Source organism: Janthinobacterium sp. SUN073 (assembly GCF_030397665.1).
GTDB lineage: Bacteria > Pseudomonadota > Gammaproteobacteria > Burkholderiales > Burkholderiaceae_D > Janthinobacterium.
The window spans coordinates 1407289-1425250 of sequence record NZ_JAPUBT010000001.1; the positions used below are offsets into that span (position 1 = coordinate 1407289).

Genomic DNA, 17962 nt, shown 5'->3' on the forward strand with positions numbered 1-17962 from the left:
ACCTGGCCCGCTCTGGTACTCCCAGCATAGGTTGTCTATACAACCAAGTCAACAGGTTTTTGTTGGCGTCAATTCCTTATTTTTTCTCGAACACACGCTTGCCCGCCACCCACGTCTGCAGCACCTGCGTCTTGCCGATGGCCTTTGGTTCCACCTTGAACAGGTCCTGGTCGACGACGATGAAGTCCGCCCATTTTCCCGCTTCCAGCGTGCCGATGACCTTTTCCTGGTGCGCCGCCCAGGCCGCGTCCAGGGTGAAGCAGCGCAGCGCTTGCGTCACCGTCATGGCTTGCTGCGGATACCAGCCACCGGCCGGGAAACCGTCGCTGTTTTGCCGCGTGACGGCCGCGTGGATGCCTTCGAACGGATTCGGCGACTCGATGGGGAAGTCCGAGCCGCAGGCGATGCGCGAACCTTGCGCAAGGAAGGTGCGCCACGCATACGCACCCTTGATGCGCTCGTGGCCCACGCGCTGCTCCGCCATGTTCTGGTCGGACGTGGCGTGCGTCGGCTGCATCGACGGCACGATGCCCAAGGTCTTGAAACGGGGGATGTCGGATAATTGCACCACCTGCGCGTGCTCCATGCGGTGGCGCAGGCCCACGCTGCGGTATTGCGCGGTCAAGGCTGCATAGCCGTCGAGGATTTGATGGTTGCCCGCGTCGCCGATGGCGTGCACGTTCACCTGGTAGCCGGCGCGCATGGCTTTTTCCATCTTCGCGCGCATGGCAGCGTCCGGGTAGAACAGCAGGCCGCGGGTAGAAGGATCGTCGCTGTACGGCGCCAGCAGGGCCGCGCCGCGGCTGTCCAGGGCGCCGTCGGACAGCAGTTTCACGGCGCGCAAGGCGTACATGTCGCGCGCATAGCTATTGACAGGGCCATTTTTCGACAGCGCGTCGAAGTCTTCCGTGGTGTCTGCAATCATGCCGTACACGCGCACCGTCAGCTTGCCGTGGTCCGCATAGTCGCGGAACAATCGGTCCTGCATCTGGCCGATGCCCGCATCGTGCACGCTGGTCAGGCCCACTTGCGACAGCTGCGCCAGCGCGCCATCGAGGGCGGCGCGGTTTTCCACGTCGCCGGGCTTGGGCAGCACGGCGTCCATCAAGTCCATTGCGCTGTCGACCAGCACACCGGTGGCATTGCCGTCCGCATCGCGTTCGATCTTGCCGCCCGCCGGATCTGGCGTGGCGCGCGTGATGCCGGCCAGCGCCAGCGCGCGGCTGTTGGCCCAGCCCGCGTGGCCATCGACCCGACGCAACCACACGGGCCGCGCGCTTTCCGCCGCATCGAGTTCTGTGGCCGTGGGAAAGCGCCCCAGCTTCCAGATTTCCTGGTTCCAGCCATTGCCGATGATCCAGCTGCGCTCGGGGTGCGCGCGCGCGAAGTCGCCCACGGCCTGCACGGCCGCCGGCAGCGAGGACGAACCGTACAACATCACGCCGCTGGCGATCGTCCCCAGGCCGAACACGTGGCCATGCGCGTCGATCAGGCCCGGCAACACGGTTTTTCCCTGCACGTCGACGTGGGTAGCGCCCTTGGCCGCCTTGCGTTTCACCTGCGCGGCGCTGCCGACGGCGAGCAGCTTGCCAGCGTCGTCAAAGGCCAGCGCCGTGAAGCGCAGCACCTTGCCGGCAGCATTGAGGGTGTAGCCGTTGGCATTGTCGATGACGGTATCGGCATGCGCGTGGGCGAAAGTGCCCAGGCAGGCGAGAACGAGCAGGGTGCGGGGCAAGTGCAGGGTCGGCATTTCCATCTCCAGGTCTTTTAGGCGTTAGCAAAAAGACGAGTGTATAGAAATTGGCAAAATGGTCAATCAGGCAGCGGAAGGTGGTCGTACCATCAGCCAGTAGTCGCTGCCCGTGAGGGCTTGCGCGTAACGCCCCGCCACCACGAAGCCCAGGCGGGCATAGAACTGCAGGCTGCGCTCGTTGTAGGTCTCCAGGAAGCACGCGGCACGCGCCGCATCGACGGCCGCCAGTCCCGGCGCCAGCACGGACGCGCCCAGCCCCTGCCCTTGCGCGGCGGGAGCGATGCCGGCGATCGACAAATACCACGCGTCTTGCAGACCATGCGGCGCCAGCGCGTGCTCCATGTTCGCGACGATGGCAGAGAAGTACGCAAAAACCTGAGGCCCCAGCAGCGTGCGCAAGCCTTGCTCGCGCTGCGCATACGCGGCCTGGCGCAGGGCCGCCGGCGTATCCGTGGTCCAGATGGCGGCGCCATGGCCCGCCGCATCGGCCAGGTCGACGCGCCCCGCCTGCTCGCCCTCGGCCAGCGCCAGCGCGAAGTACGCCTCCAGCATGGCCAGCCGCGCCGCTTCGTCCTCGCCGCATGCCACCGTGACGGTGCGGTAGAACGGATCGCCGGCCAGGGCGGCGGCCAGGCTGCGGGCGATGCGGGGAAATGCGATGTTGGATGGGCTGGACATGTGTTCTCTTTCTTTGTGTTAAAACGCCCGGCATCTTAGCGCAAGCGCGCAGGCCTTGCGCCCGGTCAATACCCGCATGGCGGCGCGGGCCTACGCTGGCGTTTTATCGCGGAGTCCCCATGGCCAGGCACCATGTCATCAGCACCACCGCGTGCGACGTGTTCTTCAAGCTCGTGGCGCACCAGAAGAGCAGCCTGGGCGCGCACTTCGACAGCATGATCGTCACCTTCAGCGCCGACGGCCAGCCCGTACGCGGCGCGGCCCTGCGCGACGCAAAAAGTGGCTGCGAACTGCACCGCCTGGCCGGCCAGCCCGACGAATGCTGGTGCTGCGGCTATGACGAGCAGCTGGAATTCGTCTCGCAAAACAAGGTGCCGCTGGCGTACGCCGACTACCGCCTCACCTTGAGCAATGGCGAAACGTGGACGGGGACGACGGATGCAAAGGGGCGCACGGGGCGCGTGGCCAGCAAGCGGGAGGAACAAATAACAATGGTGGAATTTTTTCCACAAGAAGATAGTCTTCCTTGCTGCTCCGCCGCACCTGCTCCATTGGCGCCGACGGCGATCATACTGGAACTACAAGACGTAAAAACGACGGACAAGGATATCGATACATCAGTAAAACAGGTAAAAATCGATAGCATGGCTCGCCCACTCACCCAGGGTGAAATAGACATGGCATGGATGATTTTCGAGGATGCCGTCGACTATAGCAAAGTCAAAATTCACAAGAGGCCTTATCTATGGCTGTTCCAACCAAAAAACACTGCCATGACACCCAATGGGGAAATGTACTTTCATGAGTCGAGATTTCTGGACGATTTTTCTAATACTGATAGGATCCGGCGCCGTTGGTTCATTCACGAAATGGTCCATGTTTGGCAGTATCAACTGAGATACCCGGTGGCAATGCGGGGCGCATTCAGAATTGGGTTGGACTATAACTATGAGCTCAGCCACACAAAAAGACTAGCTGACTACAACATGGAAGCACAAGGGGATCTACTGGCTGACTACTATGCGTTAAAGTATTTGAAGCATCCTCCAACGATGCAACAGGAGCAATATGCCAATGACCAAGCACTATACGAAGAAGTACTCAGTGACTTTTTCACAGACAGAAAAAGCGAAAAAAATTTACCTGGCGGCAATGTCGAGCGTACTCCTCTCGTCGATATCCCTTGAAGTATCCGCAAGATCGCGCATCGCCGACGCAGAAGTAAGTTCGGTTGACGGCGTACCGTGTTTCACAATCTCACAGAAGGAAGAAAATCGCAACGGCCAGCCACTCCTGGGAGCACTCAGCATTTCAGACCTGTCAGAAAAGCCCGCCGTTGGTGTATGGAGTTTTTATATGACTGGTGGAAAAAAAGTACCGCTCTCGTCAAAAAGCTGCCTTCGGTATGCTGATCTTCCTCAGGGAGCGAACGGCATGCCCGCCCCTGAACTGCAAACAGGACGGGTCTACAGCATTTTCCTCAATGGAAGACCAAATGATCCTTCCGACCCCACCTACGGTTACATGGGAAAATTTTGCATAGTAGCCACATCCACTGGTGAACGAAAAATCATCGCCATTGGCAGCGACACGCCAGCGTGGAGACAGGATAGTTGCCCGGAACATTCGCTCATCAGATAGTGCGAGGCTCGCCATGCCATATCGTCACACGCCTCTATTCCTGCTTGCCACCCTGATGGCTATCGATGCCTCGGCATGGTCGCGCATCGCTGATGCCCACGTTCACTCTGGCAACGGCATGCCCTGCTTCTCCATTACAAAAAAGGAAGAGGCACGCAATGGCCTGCCATTTCTTGGCGCACTCATGGTTTCAGACATGTCTGAGGTACCCTGACTTTTTCGGACACTCTAGTTTGGTAAACTTCACCAACTGGAGAACTTATGACACGTTCAAAAACCTATACACCGGAGCTTCGGGAAGAAGCGGTAAAACTGGTCCTGACACAAGGCCTGCCCAACGCCTCCTTAGCCACATGGCCTTGCGTCATCAAATGCTGTTCATACTGCTCGCGTTCTCGAGCATGAACAGCGACGCGCGCTCACGCATGGCCGATGCCGAAGTCACCTCGATCAATGGCGTGCCCTGCTTTAGCATTTCCAGAAAGGAAGAGAGGCGCAACGGCCAGCCTTTCCTTGGCGCCTTGAGCGTGTCGGACGTGACGCTCAAGCCAACGACGGAAATATGGGGGTTTCTCATGACAGGTGGCAAGAAAATTCCGTTGTCATCAGCAAATTGCATTCTTTATGGAAGAATTCCAGCCAGTGCGGAAGCTGCGCCGGCTCCTGAACTGAAGACCGGCAGGGTGTACGAAGTATTTCTGAATGGCCGGCCTATGGATACTGCCGATCCAACCTATGGATGCGTGGCAAAATTCTGCCTAGTCCAGCAGGTCTCTGCCAAGCCACGTCTTGTCGTCATCCAAAGCGATACACAGGCCTGGATGGATGATACGTGCCCAGCCGAAAATCCTGTCCCATAGAAGGTATGCAATGAATCATCGTCACCGTATTCTTTGTCTGCTGGCGACCTTGACGAGCATGGATGCCGCGGCGTGGTCGCGCATGGCCGAAGCCGAGATTAGCTCATTCAAAGGTATGCCATGCTTCACCATCTCAAAAAAAGAAGAACGACGTAATGGAACGCCAATGCTGGGCGCACTCATGGTTTACGATATCTCCATAAAGCCGCCTGTAGAAGTCTGGTCCTTCATTCTCCCTGGAGCGACGACCCTCCCCATGCATGCAAAAACCTGCTATTTGTATGGCCAAGTACCGGCAGGAGCCGAATCGACTGCCGTGACGATGCTGAAAACAGACAGGATGTACAGCGTCTTTTTGAATGGCAGGCCGGATGACCCATCTGACTCGACCTACGGCTACAAAGGGAAATTCTGTCTCATCACGACAGCGAACAGTGGCCAACAGGTCATTCCCATCAAGCGCGATATGCGGGCCTGGATAGACGAAATTTGCCCAGCAAACACTTCGGCACAATAAGGTCAATAATGTCCATTTATAACAAGACCCTACCGCTGCTCACCTTGCTGACCTGCATGAGCGCCTCGGCCACTTCCCGCATGGCATACGCGGAAGTACAGCTAAAAAATGGCACTCCCTGTTTCTCTATTTCTGAAAAAGAAGAAGCGCGCAACGGGCTTCCTCGGATTAGTGCGGTCGTACTGACAGATGTATCCGTCAAGCCAGCAGTCAAAGTATGGTCTTTTCTTTTACCGGGCGCAGCGACTATTCCTATTCATGCCAAGTCCTGCCTTCTGTATGGAGTTGCACCAGCAACAGCAGAGGTCAAGCCACCCAAAGCCCCGCCGCTGAAAACAGGACGCATGTATGACGTCTTCCTGAACGGTGGGCCAGCCGATCCCTCAGATCCTACTCGCGGTTACGTAGGGAAATTTTGCTTAATCAGCGGCATCTCTGGGGAGCGCAAAATTCTCCGTATCGACAGCGATAGCCAAGCCTGGATAGATGAAATCTGTCCAGAACAGTCGCTCATCAGATAGTGCGAGGGTCGCCATGCCATATCGTCACACGCTGCTATTCCTGCTTGCCACCCTGACGGCTATCGATGCCTCGGCGTGGTCGCGCATGGGTCCCGCCGCCGTCATCACGGAAGCGGGCCTTCCCTGCTTCCAGATTGCCAATGAAGAGGAAAGATCAAGAGGCCCCGTCAGCCTGAAGATGCTGACGATCAGCACACCTGGGCCGAATGGCTGGAAAAATGTATGGACGGTCATGTTCCCCAATGCCTCGTTTGGCGATCCCACCTATCGTCTGCCAGACAGGGGATGCGTGCGCTACGGCAAGGCTCCCGAGGGGGCCGAGAGCAGCGATGCCGCGCCACTGGTTGCGGGAAAGGTGTATGGCGTATCCTTCCTTGGAAGGCCGCCATCCGCATCCGATCCGACTTCGCGCTACTCGGCAGATTTTTGCCTGCTCACAGCCCAAGCTGGGAGATTTCACGTCGTTCAACTGACAAACGGCAAGAATACCTGCGCCCCCGAAGAACTGTCACGATAAGGCATGCAGCATCAGGGAATTGGCCAAAACACTCAAGGTTTGGGCGGAACCACTTCAATCGACGCCTCCCCCCCGCTGCGCCGGCGCCCTGAACCACTCCTCCGGCGGCACCACGTGCGACTCTTTCGGGTCATCAATGTAGTGCGGCGAAGTGATCTGCACGTCGAATTCGTTGAAGACGTCGATGATGTTCTGGTGCAAGCGGTTCAGCACTTCGGCGCGCTGGCGGGGGACTTCGGCGCTGGCGTAGGCGACCAGGCGGTATTGCACGTAGTAATCCTGCAGGGCCAGCTGCATCACGTACGGTTTCGGCGTGGTCGACAGTTCCGTCGTGCGCGACGCGGCCAGTTCCAGCATGGCGTGCACTTGCCGCCATGGCGTCGCGTAGCCGATGGTGACGGTGGAGTCGAGCACGAAGCCGCCACCGGGCTGGGCGCGCGAATAGTTTTTCGTCGTTTGCGACATGACCCAGGCGTTCGGCAAGGCGACTTCCTCGCCCAGGCCCGTGCGCAGGCGCGTCTCGAACATGCCCACGTCGACCACGGTACCCTCGCTGTCGCCCACGCGCACATATTCTCCCTTGCGCAGGGCGCGCGTGTACATCAGGATCAGGCCGCTGGCGCCCTGGCCCACGATGCTCGACGCGCCGATCGACACCATCAGGCCCACCAGCACGGACAGGCCCTGGAAGGCGGCCGTATGCGAGCCGGGCAGATACGGGTAGGCCATGGCCAGCGCGAACAGCCAGATCACCACGCTGGCGATGCGGCGCGTGGGCAGGGCCGTGTCCTTGTCGAGCCAGCCGATCTGCAATTCGCCGCTTTCCACGCGCTTGAACAGCGAGGCGGCGGTAGCGGCGATCAGGCGCGCGATGGCGAAGATCACGCACACCAGCACCAGCCCCGGCAAGGCACCGATGATGGCGTGGAAGACGTCAGCCGCCACGTCGAACAAATAACCGCTCAAGCTTTCGCCCCATGAACGCGTGTAGGGCAAACGGCCCAGCACGAAGGCAGCCCACAAATAGGTGGCCATCAGGCGCAAGCCCCATAGCACGGCGCTCAGCAGTTGATACGCGAAGGCGATGTAGTGCTCGGCGTCGAGCACGCGCACGTTTTTCAGGCGTACGTCGCGCAGGCGCGAGGCCAGCAGAATGCCGCTGCGGCGCTTGGCCCAGCGGTACAGACGCGTCAGCCCCATCCACACCAGCCAGAACACGAGGGTGGCGGCCGCGCATACGGCGGCGGCAATCGCCAGGTAGCGCCAGCTGCCCTGTTCACGGTAATCCAGCACGGCCTTGCGCAATTCCTCAGCGGCCACCTTGGCCACGCTTTCCGTCGTGTCGCCGGCCAGCTGGTTGACGTCGCCGGGCACGACGACGAACAGCTGCACGCCGTCGAGCAGCACCTGCGTGCCTTCCGGAATCATGCGCGTGCTCGTCTGCAAGGGGCCATTCTTCGCCAGCACGCCTTCCAGGCGGCGCTGCGCGCCGATGGCGCGTTCATCGGGCGGATAGCCTGCCAGCGCGGCGCGGAAGACGAATACCTTGCGGTTGGCAAACATCAGCGGCGCAGTCCTGGCCGCAGCAAGCTGCGACGGCGCCACGACGGATGCGGCTTCCGCAACGAGCGCGGGCACGCCATCGTCCGCATGGGCTGCGGGCAGCAGAAAAATGGTCAACAGGCACAACAGGCGGAACAACGCGGACATGGCAGAAATGAAAGAGTGACAAGAAGAGCCATCATGCCATGTAATCCTGGAAACTCAAGCGCCGCAGCTACCGTTCAGCTCGCATCATGGAAAATGATGCCCAGGGTGTGGCGCAAGCCCGCATGCAGGCGCGATACGCCATGGCGCATGTTGACGCGGTAACTGCCGCGCGTGCCGTTGACGGGGCGCTGCGCCACGGGAAAGAGGACGGCGTCGCCCTGCGCCAGCGGCACGACCTCGGCGCGCGACTGCATGCGCGGGCGCTGCTCCGTCAGCACGAACTCGCCGCCCGTGAAATCGTCTTGCGGGCGCGACAGCAGCACGGCCAGTTGCAGCGGAAACACGTGCTCGCCATACAGATCCTGGTGCAGGCAGTTGTAATCGCCTGCGCGGTAGCGCAAGAGCAAGGGTGTGGGCCGGGTTTGCCCCGCCGCATGGCAGCGCGCCAGGAAGTCCGCGTGCTCCAATGGGAAGCGGCTATCGAGTCCCATGCTGGCGTGCCAGCGGTTGGCGATCGCCGCCAGGGGCGAATACAAGCGCGTGCGCAGATCGGCGACGACGTCGGGCAGCGGATACGCCCAGTACTGGTACTCGCCCTGGCCAAAACCGTGGCGCTGCATCACGACCTTGCTGCGAAAGCGCGGCGCCTCGTCATACTGCGCCGCCAGCGCGGCGCAGGCATCCGCATCGAGCAAGCCCGGCACGACGGCATAACCGTATTGATTCAGCGCATCCTCGATCTGGCGCCAGTCCAGCGCCCTCACCGTTCGCCCTCGCGCTCCAGCAGCGCCTGCTTGCGCTCCACGCCCCAGCGGTAGCCGGACAAGGCGCCATCGTTGCGCACCACGCGGTGGCAGGGGATAGCGACGGCCAGGGCGTTGGCGGCGCAGGCACCCGCCACGGCCCGCGCGCCGTGCGGGGCACCGATGCGCCGTGCCAGCTCGGCATAGCTGACCGTGCTGCCGGCGGGAATCTCGCGCAAGGCTTGCCACACGCGCTGCTGGAACACCGTGCCGCGTACGTCGAGCGGCAAGTCCAGTCCCAGGCCCGGCGCCTCGACCAGGCCGACCACCTGCGCCACCGTCCGTTCGTAGTCGGGCTCGGCGCCGCGCAGCTCGGCTTGCGGAAAGCGGTCCTGCAAGTCGCGCAGCAGCACTTCCGGGTCGTCATCGATCAAAATGGCGCAAATGCCCTTGTCCGTGCTGGCCACGAGGATGGCGCCCAGCGAACAGGCGCCGATGGCGAAGCGGATCACGGCGCCGCTGCCGCCAGCGCGAAACGCGCCCGGCGTCATGCCCAGCAAGCCCGGCGTGGCGGCGTACAGGCGGCCGCTGGAATTGAAGCCGGCCGCATATAAGGTTTCCGTGACGTTCGCCGCGCCCTGCAAGCCAGCCTTCAGGCGCTCGCCGCGCCGCGCCGCCGCATAGGCTTTCGGCGTGATGCCCGTGTGCGCCTTGAAGACCCGGTGAAAGTGAAAGCGGCTCATGCCGGCGGCCCTGGCAAGGCTGTCCAGGTCAGGCAACTCGTCGCTGGCGTCGATCAGCCGGCAGATATCGGCCACGATGGCCGCCTGGCGCTGGGCCAGAGGCGGCAAGTTCGGTTTGCAGCGCAGGCAGGGGCGAAAGCCGGCCGCCTCCGCCTGCTCGCACGTGGCGTGAAAAGCCACGTTGCGGCGCAAGGCGGGACGCGCGGCGCAGGAAGGACGGCAATACACGCCCGTCGTGCGCACCGAGTAATAAAAGACGCCGTCGGCGTCGGGCGCGCGCCGCTGCAGGGCATCCCAGCGTTCATCATCGGTCGAATAAGAGTGTTCCATGGCGAACTCCATGCAGGTCAATAGTAAGAGCCTATCCCAGTAGATGAATACATCCCCTGCTGGCGCCCCTCAGAAGCGGGGACGGCGTTGCTCGTCGTCGCGTGGCTCGCCACGCGTCCTCCTCACGCCTTGTCCGCGCTCCTGATGAACTGCCAGCAGAAGACGCTCCCTACTGGGATAGGCTCCAAGTCACCAGCATAGCCAGCGCCCATACGCGCCACACTCCGGCGCTTGCTTTTGAATTCAAAAAAGGCTGGCGGCAGGCATCATGCTCGGTGCTAAAATCGGCCATCGCGCCTCCAGCCGGCGGCGCGCCCTGCCTGCGCCCCGGAGAAACCGCATTGGACGATCACAATACACAAGAAAATACGCCCATTTTCCAGCGCATCAAGGATTTTCTGCTGGCCGGCATCGCCGCCGGACGCTGGAAGGAAGGCGACGTGATTCCCTCCGAGCAAGCCCTGGTAAAACAGTTCGGCGTCTCGCGCATGACCGTCAACCGCGCCGTGCGCGAACTGACCAGCGAGCAGATACTGACGCGGCGTCAGGGTTCCGGCACCTATGTGGCGCAGCAAAAATACCAGGCGACCTTGTTGGAAATCAAGAGTATCGCCGATGAAGTGCGCGCGCGCGGGCATATCCACCGCAGCAGCTTGCAATTACTCGAACGCACCAAGGCGTCCGATTTGCTGGCCAAGCAATTCGGCTTGCCGCCGGAACACCCGCTGTTTCATTCGCTGATCGTGCATTTTGAAAACGGCGTGCCGATCCAGGTGGAAGACCGCTGGGTCAATCCCGAGTGTGCGCCCGACTACATGACGCAGGATTTTTCCAGCATCACGCCGAACGAATACCTGATGGCCGCCGCCCCCCTGCAAGGCGCCACCTACAGCATCGAAGCGCTGTCGGCGCCGCGCGACATCGCCGAAATGCTGGCCATCGACACCAAACAGCCATGCCTGGTGCTGCGCCGCCAGACGCGCTCGGGCGGCAAGATCGCCTCGATCGCCACCATGTGGCATCCCGGACACCGCTATCAGTTTGCAGGAAGTTTCACTTAAGGCTATCGCCGCGATTGAGTAGCACGATTTCGCGCCAACTTTCTCACGAATTCTCACCAAATCGCAAAAAAAATGGCCATTTCGGGGTGAAAAAAATCCCGTTTTGGCCGTTTCTGAACTTAAATACTCCGACTAAATATTCGATGCTATAGTTGCCGCCAGAAAGCGCCGCAGGCGTTTATTTGAGCGCGCATCATGCACTGTCAGCCCAGCCCAATCACGCCCCAGAAAGGGATGCATTTGTCGTATTGCAGCCACACGAGTTTCAGCGCACCACGCCGACGGCGCCCTGCGCTGCGCCGGCTCGCTCGCATGATACTGGCGGCAGGCATGGCATTCTCGCTGCCGGTGCAGGCGGCGGTACATGGCATGGCGCCGACACTGCTGTGGCCGTACGCTGCCGCCAGCGCCACCGCCCTGGCGGGACTGGCTTGCTGGCAAGCCTGGCGGCTGCGGCAACAACTGCGCCACCTCCTCCTGCCCGCACATGCCCTGACCGAACAGGATGCGGGGCAAGCCTTGCGCGGCGCGGCCCTGACTGGCTGGACCTGGCGGCGCCAGTCCGACCGCTTGCAGTTCGCGCCCCAGTACCAGGACGTGCTGGGCGACAAGAACGCCAGGCTCGACCATACACTGGCCGACTGGCTGGCCGAAGTGCACCGCGACGACCGCGCGCGCCTGAGTCTTACATTCCGACAACATCTGGATGGCCAGGCGCACGGCACCTTCAATTGCGAATTCCGTTTGCGCCACAGCGACGGCCACTGGCGCTGGCTGCTGGCGCGCGGCGCCGTGCTGGCACGCGCCTCGGATGGGGCCGCCACCCACGCCAGCGGCATCGTCTGCGATATCAGCGAACGCAAGCAGGACGAACAATCGCGCATGCGTTCCATGCTGGAAGCGGCGCCTGAAGCCATGCTGGTGGCCGACGTCGAGGGCAAGGTGCATTACGCCAACCAGATCGGCGCGCGCTGTTTCGGCTATCCTTTGGCCGAATTGATGGGCATGTCACTGGAACAACTGGTACCGGAAAGCACGGCCAACCACTCCGTGGGCGACCCGCAAGCGCGGCACAGCCTGCCGGGCCGGGTGATGATGGCGCGCCGCCGCGATGGCACGCACTTCCCTGCCAAGGTCAGCCTGTCGCCGCTGAGCATGGCCGGGCAAGTGTTTTCCATCGTCTCGCTACGCGACATGACGCAGCGCCAGCGCGCCGAAGAAGCCTTGCACGCCAGTTCGGAGCGCTACCGCCTGATCGTGCAGACGGCCGCCGAAGGCATCTGGATGACGGATGCGGACGGCAAAACCACTTTCGTCAACCCGAAGATGGCGCATATGCTGGGCTACACGGTGCAGGAAATGCTGGGGCGTCCCATGCTCGACTTCATGGACCGCGACAGCCAGTTGCTGATGCAGCGGCGCCTGGCCAGCCATGGCAGCTTCGCCAGCCAGCCGGACCAGGTCGACTTCCGCTTCTTCCGCAAGGACTTGTCCAGCCTGTGGGGCTTGCTGTCGAGCACCAGTATCCAATCGGACAATGGCGAGCCGGGCGGCACGCTGGCGATGATTACCGACATCACGGAACGGCGCCAGGCGTCGATCGCGCTGTCCAATTCCAGCCAGCGCATGGCCTCCGTGTTCGGCGCCGTGACGAATGGCCTGGTGGTGCAGGACAGCCACGGCCACATCCTGGAAAGCAACGCCGCCGCCGAGCGCATGCTGGCGGCCAATCCGGCCAGTCAGGCCAGCCTGTGGCAAGCCATCCACGAGGACGGTTCCGCCTTCGACCAGCGCAGCCATCCCGTGCACATCACCCTGTCGACGGGTGTCGCCATGCGCGACGTGCTGATGGGCGTGCAGCAGCCCGACGGCAGCCTGTCATGGCTGTCCGTGAATACCGAGGCCATCCGCGATGAGTACGGCAAGGTGGGCATGGTGGTGGCCAGCCTGACGGACATCACGTATCACAAGCGCAGCGAGAGTGCCTTGCGCGAACTCAATGAACATCTGGAAGAGCGCGTGGCTCAGCGCACGGAGCAGCTGGACCAGGCCAAGCAGGTGGCCGAAGAGGCCAGCCTGGCGAAGGGCCAATTCCTGGCCAACATGAGCCATGAAATCCGCACGCCGATGAATGGCGTGATCGGCATGGCGTATCTGGCCCTCAAAACAGATCTGGAACCGCGCCAGCGCGATTACCTGGAAAAAATCCGCTTCGCCGGCGAGCATTTGCTGGGCATCATCGACGATATCCTCGACATCTCGAAAATCGAGGCGGGCAAGCTGGAAATCGAGCGCGTCAATTTCAGTTTCGACCACGTGGTGCAAACCCTGATGACGGTGGTGGCACCGCGCGCCGCCGGCAAGAACCTGGAACTGCTGTTCGAGATCGACCCGCAATTGCCGGCCGTGCTGGTGGGCGACCCGCTGCGCCTGGGGCAAGTGCTGATCAACTACGCCAATAACGCCATCAAGTTCAGCGAACAGGGCAGCATTACCGTGAAAGTGCGCAAGGTGGTGGCGGACGCGAAACACTGCCTGGTGCGCTTCGAAGTGTGCGACCACGGCATCGGCCTGTCGCAGGATGAAATGAGTAAATTGTTCCAGTCCTTCCAGCAAGCCGACACCTCCACCACGCGCGAATATGGCGGCACGGGCCTGGGCCTGGCCATCTGCAAGCAGCTGGCCCAGCTGATGGGTGGCGACGTGGGCGTCGACAGCCGTCCCGGCGCCGGCAGCACCTTCTGGTTCACGGCCAACCTGGGCATTTCCGACCAGGCGGCGCCGGCCATGCTCGACAGCATGGCGCAGACGGCAGCGGCCATGCGCGCCAGCGCCGACGCCGCCCTGGTCCTGCGCACGCTCAAGCATGCACGCATCCTGCTGGTGGAAGACAATACCTTCAACCAGCAAGTAGCGCTGGAATTGCTGGAAGAAGCGGGCGCCTCCGTCTGCCTGGCCAACAATGGCGAAGAGGCGCTCGACCTGCTGCGCCAGACGCAGTTCGACTGCGTGCTGATGGACGTGCAAATGCCGCTGATGGATGGCTTGCAAGCGACGCGCCATATCCGCGCCGACCCGCAGCTGGCGCATCTGCGCGTGCTGGCCATGACGGCCACGGCCACCAGTGAAGACCGCGTGCGCTGCCTGGAGGCGGGCATGGACGATTTCATTTCCAAACCGATCCAGCCGGCCATGATGTACCAGACCATCGCCAGCTGGCTGCCGGCGCGTGAGACGCCGCCGCCCGCGCGCAGCCGCGCCGCGCCCGCCTTCAAGACCACCCTGGCCGGCGACCCGCAAGTGATCGACCTGTCCATCCTGGCCAAGTTGCTGGGTTACAACCCGGAAAAAGTGCGCAAATTTGCCTTCAAGTTCCTGCAGACCACGCAGGATGGCTTTGGCGACATCGATGCGGCCCTGGCGCGCGGCGACGTGCACCAGGTACGCGAACTGGGGCACCGCATCAAGTCGTCGGCGCGCACCGTGGGGGCTCTGGGGCTGGCCGAACTGTGCCACAACCTGGAAACCCTGGCGCCGGGCGAACCGGCCGACGAGGCTGAGCGGGCACAACGCATCGTGGCGCGCCTGTGGCCCCTGCTGGAACTGATTACCGAACAAATCATGAATAACACCAGCTTTGCCAATGACGATTAGCTACCGCCAGTACGTTACGGCAAGGTATCGGCATCGACAACGATGCAGCATATCAATAGGAAGACAGGACGATGAATACTGTATCAAACCAAGCAAGCCGGGAACACAACGAAGCAGGCCTGGCGCCGTTGCGCGTGCTGCTGCTGGACGACGACGTTTTCATGCTCGACGTGCTCAGCGACATGCTCGAACAAATGGGCCCGTTCGACATCCGCTGCGAATCGCACAGCGAACAGGCGCTGGCGACCCTGAAGCAGCACCAGCCCGACCTGCTGATCTGTGACCTGTCCATGCCCGACATCGACGGCATCGAATTTTTGCGCATGGCGGCGGAGAACGGCTTCCGCGGCGGCGTGGTCCTGCTGTCGGGCCTGCATTCGGCCGTGCGCCTGGCGGCCGAACGCCTAGCCATGGCCAATGGCCTGCATATATTAGGCACCTTCCGCAAGCCGATGGAAAGCGCGGAATTGCAGCTCATGGTGAACTTGCAACTGCAGCACACGGCCCGCCAGGCCAGCGCACAGGCCTGAGCGCGGAGGAGGGCCGGAGGGCGGGTACGGTGCTGCGGACCAGCAGGCATGCGGCTTTGCCGCCCTGCCGGCACGCGCGGTGGCGATATGCCTCAAGTTTTTCTGCAATAATCGCCACGCTTTGAAAAAATGGGTTATTATTTCAGCCATCCCCGCCTGCATACCTCTGGTCGCACCTTCCAAGAATATTGAATTTGTGCCCATTGCCCCCATCTGCTAGCTGCATTCCAGGAAGCATGGATGGCGAACCAGCGTATGGTTAATCCCAGGCATTATTGATCCCACCCTCATTTGAGGAAAATATGAGCGAAAATATCAAACACATTAGCGATGCATCTTTTGAAGCAGACGTCCTGAAATCCGACTTGCCCGTCCTGGTGGACTTCTGGGCTGAGTGGTGCGGTCCCTGCAAGGCCATCGCCCCGATCCTGGAAGAAGTGGCCAAGGAATACGCCGGCCGCATCGTGATCGCCAAGATGGATGTGGACGCCAACCAGGCAGTGCCTGCCAAGTTCGGCATCCGCGGCATCCCGACCCTGATCCTGTTCAAGGATGGTGTCGCAGCTGCTCAAAAAGTGGGCGCCATGGCCAAGGGCCAGTTGACCGCTTTCGTCGACAGCAACATTTAATGTATGATAGGCAGCGCTGCGCCCGCAGCGCCGCCTGACTGGAACGACCGGGAAGCAGCTTTGCCATCATTCGTGCACAGCCTCCCCCAATAATTAATCAACGCCACGCAGTCCCCTCCCCTACCTTTACATCCCGTCTCGGGACACTCAACACATATGCATTTATCCGAACTAAAGGCCCTACACGTATCCGCCCTGCTTGAGATGGCGATCGGTCTTGACATTGACAACGCAGCCCGCTTGCGCAAACAGGAGCTGATGTTCGCTATCCTGAAAAAACGCGCCAAGTCCGGCGAACAGATTTTTGGCGACGGCGCCCTGGAAGTGCTGCCAGACGGCTTCGGCTTCCTGCGCTCGCCTGACGCCAGCTACATGGCGTCCACCGACGACATTTACATCTCCCCTTCGCAAATCCGCCGCTTCAATCTGCACACCGGCGATTCGATCGAGGGCGAGGTACGGACCCCGAAAGATGGCGAACGCTATTTCGCATTGGTCAAAGTCGACAAGGTCAACGGCGAATCACCGGAGATGTCGAAACACCGCATCCTGTTTGAAAACCTGACGCCGCTGCACCCGAACGAGCCGCTGCGCCTGGAACGTGAAATGAATGGCCAGGAAAACATCACCGGCCGTATCATCGACCTGATCGCCCCGATCGGCAAAGGCCAGCGCGGCTTGCTGGTGGCATCGCCGAAATCCGGTAAATCCGTGATCCTGCAGCACATCGCGCATGCGATCACGGCAAATCACCCGGATATCACGCTGATCGTGCTGCTGATCGACGAACGTCCGGAAGAAGTTACCGAAATGCAACGCTCCGTGCGCGGCGAAGTCGTCGCCTCGACCTTCGACGAGCCGGCCACGCGCCACGTGCAAGTGGCCGAGATGGTGCTGGAAAAAGCCAAGCGCCTGGTCGAAATGAAAAAAGACGTGGTGATCCTGCTCGACTCGATCACCCGTCTGGCCCGTGCCTACAACACCGTCATCCCTGCCTCGGGCAAGGTCCTGACCGGTGGTGTCGACGCAAACGCGCTGCAACGTCCAAAACGCTTCTTCGGCGCCGCGCGCAATATCGAAGAAGGCGGCTCGCTGACCATCATCGCCACGGCGCTGATCGAAACGGGTTCGCGCATGGATGACGTGATCTTTGAGGAATTCAAGGGTACCGGCAACATGGAAGTGCATCTGGAACGCCGTCTGGCTGAAAAACGTGTCTATCCGGCAATTAACCTGAACAAATCGGGTACCCGCCGCGAAGAATTGCTGATCAAGCCGAACGAACTGCAAAAAATCTGGATCCTGCGCAAGTTGCTGTACTCGATGGACGAGATCGAGGCGATGGAGTTCATTCTGGACAAGATGAAGGCGACCAAAAACAACGCCGAATTCTTCGACATGATGCGCCGCGGCGGTTAATTTGGAGTGAACCCTTGAACCGCCGGGGTCGGACCCTCAGGGTCCGACCCCAGTTTCTGCCTTGGGTTATCGATGCAAGCCGCTCATTGAGCGGCTTTTTTATTGCCTGCAGCCCGAAAGCGCTATATAATCGACGGTTGCATTATTTTAAACCCTGGCAAGTGATCGGCAATCGGGTCAAGAAGCAAGACGACCGACGAAGTGCTGTTTGGCTACCTACTTAGAGAGAATTCCATGAAAGTCGATACCCATCCAGAATACCGCGAAGTTGTTTTCCACGATCTGTCGTGCGATTTCAAATTCGTTACCCGCTCGACCATCCAAACCCGCGAAAAAATCACCCACGACGGTAAAGAATACCCACTGGTGAAGATCGAGGTTTCGGCTGAATCGCACCCATTCTTCACGGGCAAGCACAAAATCGTCGATACCGCTGGTCGCGTCGAGAAGTTCCGTCAGAAGTTCGGTACCGTTGGTTCGAAAACCGCAGTCGCAGCAGGCTGATTTTTGCCGCTCTGCGGCAAAAAAAGGGCAGCTTCGGCTACCAGAGAAAAGGCAGCTACGGCTGCCTTTTTTGTCTTTGGCCGCTTTACTTTATACTCGCGCATACCCGACGCCATTCGTCGCGTCTTGCCACTATTCTGATACCGATTATC

General features: G+C 61.0%; 17 protein-coding genes. 12 read left to right on the forward strand and 5 right to left on the reverse strand.

The genetic code is table 11. The features are described 5' to 3' along the window. Positions 1–76: 76 nt before the first annotated feature. Together O0882_RS06365 and O0882_RS06370 are read right to left on the reverse strand one after the other, a co-directional pair. A complete protein-coding gene (locus O0882_RS06365; RefSeq protein ID WP_289946217.1) occupies positions 77–1750 on the reverse strand; it encodes an amidohydrolase in 1674 nt (557 codons plus the stop codon). Positions 1751–1816: 66 nt separating this feature from the next. Beyond that, positions 1817–2431, reverse strand: a complete 615-nt coding sequence (locus O0882_RS06370; RefSeq protein WP_289946218.1) for a GNAT family N-acetyltransferase — start codon at positions 2429–2431, stop codon at positions 1817–1819. 119 nt (positions 2432–2550) lie between these two features. Here O0882_RS06370 and O0882_RS06375 point away from each other — a divergent pair, with 119 nt between their 5' ends. From O0882_RS06375 to O0882_RS06400, 6 genes are all read left to right on the forward strand, one after another. After that, entirely contained in the window at positions 2551–3618 is a 1068-nt protein-coding gene (locus O0882_RS06375) for a hypothetical protein (protein WP_289946221.1), read from the forward strand. A 467-nt stretch (positions 3619–4085) separates the two neighbouring features. Further along, entirely contained in the window at positions 4086–4286 is a 201-nt protein-coding gene (locus O0882_RS06380; RefSeq protein ID WP_289946223.1) for a hypothetical protein, read from the forward strand. A 187-nt stretch (positions 4287–4473) separates the two neighbouring features. Further along, positions 4474–4932 (forward strand): hypothetical protein, encoded by a 459-nt coding sequence (locus O0882_RS06385; RefSeq protein ID WP_289946225.1) that lies wholly within the window; start codon positions 4474–4476, stop codon positions 4930–4932. A 10-nt stretch (positions 4933–4942) separates the two neighbouring features. Then, positions 4943–5449, forward strand: coding sequence for a hypothetical protein (locus O0882_RS06390; RefSeq protein WP_289946227.1), 507 nt, complete (start codon positions 4943–4945; stop codon positions 5447–5449). A gap of 8 nt (positions 5450–5457) precedes the next feature. Continuing rightward, a complete protein-coding gene (locus O0882_RS06395; RefSeq protein ID WP_289946228.1) occupies positions 5458–5970 on the forward strand; it encodes a hypothetical protein in 513 nt (170 codons plus the stop codon). Positions 5971–5983: 13 nt separating this feature from the next. Next, entirely contained in the window at positions 5984–6487 is a 504-nt protein-coding gene (locus O0882_RS06400; RefSeq protein WP_289946230.1) for a hypothetical protein, read from the forward strand. Positions 6488–6541: 54 nt separating this feature from the next. On the opposite strand, the gene O0882_RS06405 is transcribed toward O0882_RS06400, so the two are convergent. The 3 genes from O0882_RS06405 to ada all read right to left on the reverse strand — a co-directional run bounded on the left by O0882_RS06405 (position 6542) and on the right by ada (position 10013). Further along, on the reverse strand, positions 6542–8197 hold the full coding sequence (locus O0882_RS06405; RefSeq protein WP_289946231.1) for a mechanosensitive ion channel domain-containing protein: 1656 nt from the start codon (positions 8195–8197) through the stop codon (positions 6542–6544). 74 nt (positions 8198–8271) lie between these two features. Continuing rightward, on the reverse strand, positions 8272–8961 hold the full coding sequence (locus O0882_RS06410; RefSeq protein WP_289946232.1) for a 2OG-Fe(II) oxygenase: 690 nt from the start codon (positions 8959–8961) through the stop codon (positions 8272–8274). After that, on the reverse strand, positions 8958–10013 hold the full coding sequence (gene ada / locus O0882_RS06415; RefSeq protein ID WP_289946233.1) for a bifunctional DNA-binding transcriptional regulator/O6-methylguanine-DNA methyltransferase Ada: 1056 nt from the start codon (positions 10011–10013) through the stop codon (positions 8958–8960). The genes O0882_RS06410 and ada overlap by 4 nt, the downstream gene beginning before the upstream one ends. Before the next feature lie 341 nt (positions 10014–10354). Here ada and hutC point away from each other — a divergent pair, with 341 nt between their 5' ends. From hutC to O0882_RS06445, 6 genes are all read left to right on the forward strand, one after another. Next, on the forward strand, positions 10355–11074 hold the full coding sequence (gene hutC / locus O0882_RS06420; RefSeq protein WP_289946234.1) for a histidine utilization repressor: 720 nt from the start codon (positions 10355–10357) through the stop codon (positions 11072–11074). A 330-nt stretch (positions 11075–11404) separates the two neighbouring features. Continuing rightward, positions 11405–14728, forward strand: coding sequence for a PAS domain-containing hybrid sensor histidine kinase/response regulator (locus O0882_RS06425; RefSeq protein WP_289946236.1), 3324 nt, complete (start codon positions 11405–11407; stop codon positions 14726–14728). Between the two features lie 71 nt (positions 14729–14799). Further along, positions 14800–15258, forward strand: coding sequence for a response regulator (locus tag O0882_RS06430; protein WP_289946239.1), 459 nt, complete (start codon positions 14800–14802; stop codon positions 15256–15258). 302 nt (positions 15259–15560) lie between these two features. Continuing rightward, the gene (gene trxA / locus O0882_RS06435; RefSeq protein ID WP_071075390.1) at positions 15561–15887 is read left to right on the forward strand and encodes a thioredoxin TrxA; all 327 of its coding nucleotides are present in this window, start codon (positions 15561–15563) and stop codon (positions 15885–15887) included. A 156-nt stretch (positions 15888–16043) separates the two neighbouring features. Then, positions 16044–17306, forward strand: coding sequence for a transcription termination factor Rho (gene rho / locus O0882_RS06440; RefSeq protein ID WP_034746249.1), 1263 nt, complete (start codon positions 16044–16046; stop codon positions 17304–17306). Between the two features lie 234 nt (positions 17307–17540). Beyond that, positions 17541–17810 carry a type B 50S ribosomal protein L31 gene (locus O0882_RS06445; RefSeq protein ID WP_010401544.1) on the forward strand — a complete coding sequence of 90 codons (270 nt, stop codon included), beginning with the start codon at positions 17541–17543 and terminating at the stop codon, positions 17808–17810. Positions 17811–17962: the final 152 nt, after the last annotated feature.

Excerpts from the sequence above, each read along its gene's own strand:
- O0882_RS06365 (WP_289946217.1), bottom strand. The coding sequence starts at position 1,750 with ATGCCGACCCTGCACTTGCCCCGCACCCTGCTCGTTCTCGCCTGCCTG.
- O0882_RS06370 (WP_289946218.1), bottom strand. The coding sequence starts at position 2,431 with ATGTCCAGCCCATCCAACATCGCATTTCCCCGCATCGCCCGCAGCCTG.
- O0882_RS06375 (WP_289946221.1), top strand. The coding sequence starts at position 2,551 with ATGGCCAGGCACCATGTCATCAGCACCACCGCGTGCGACGTGTTCTTC.
- O0882_RS06380 (WP_289946223.1), top strand. The coding sequence starts at position 4,086 with ATGCCATATCGTCACACGCCTCTATTCCTGCTTGCCACCCTGATGGCT.
- O0882_RS06385 (WP_289946225.1), top strand. The coding sequence starts at position 4,474 with ATGAACAGCGACGCGCGCTCACGCATGGCCGATGCCGAAGTCACCTCG.
- O0882_RS06390 (WP_289946227.1), top strand. The coding sequence starts at position 4,943 with ATGAATCATCGTCACCGTATTCTTTGTCTGCTGGCGACCTTGACGAGC.
- O0882_RS06395 (WP_289946228.1), top strand. The coding sequence starts at position 5,458 with ATGTCCATTTATAACAAGACCCTACCGCTGCTCACCTTGCTGACCTGC.
- O0882_RS06400 (WP_289946230.1), top strand. The coding sequence starts at position 5,984 with ATGCCATATCGTCACACGCTGCTATTCCTGCTTGCCACCCTGACGGCT.
- O0882_RS06405 (WP_289946231.1), bottom strand. The coding sequence starts at position 8,197 with ATGTCCGCGTTGTTCCGCCTGTTGTGCCTGTTGACCATTTTTCTGCTG.
- ada (WP_289946233.1), bottom strand. The coding sequence starts at position 10,013 with ATGGAACACTCTTATTCGACCGATGATGAACGCTGGGATGCCCTGCAG.
- O0882_RS06425 (WP_289946236.1), top strand. The coding sequence starts at position 11,405 with ATGGCATTCTCGCTGCCGGTGCAGGCGGCGGTACATGGCATGGCGCCG.
- O0882_RS06430 (WP_289946239.1), top strand. The coding sequence starts at position 14,800 with ATGAATACTGTATCAAACCAAGCAAGCCGGGAACACAACGAAGCAGGC.
- trxA (WP_071075390.1), top strand. The coding sequence starts at position 15,561 with ATGAGCGAAAATATCAAACACATTAGCGATGCATCTTTTGAAGCAGAC.
- rho (WP_034746249.1), top strand. The coding sequence starts at position 16,044 with ATGCATTTATCCGAACTAAAGGCCCTACACGTATCCGCCCTGCTTGAG.
- O0882_RS06445 (WP_010401544.1), top strand. The coding sequence starts at position 17,541 with ATGAAAGTCGATACCCATCCAGAATACCGCGAAGTTGTTTTCCACGAT.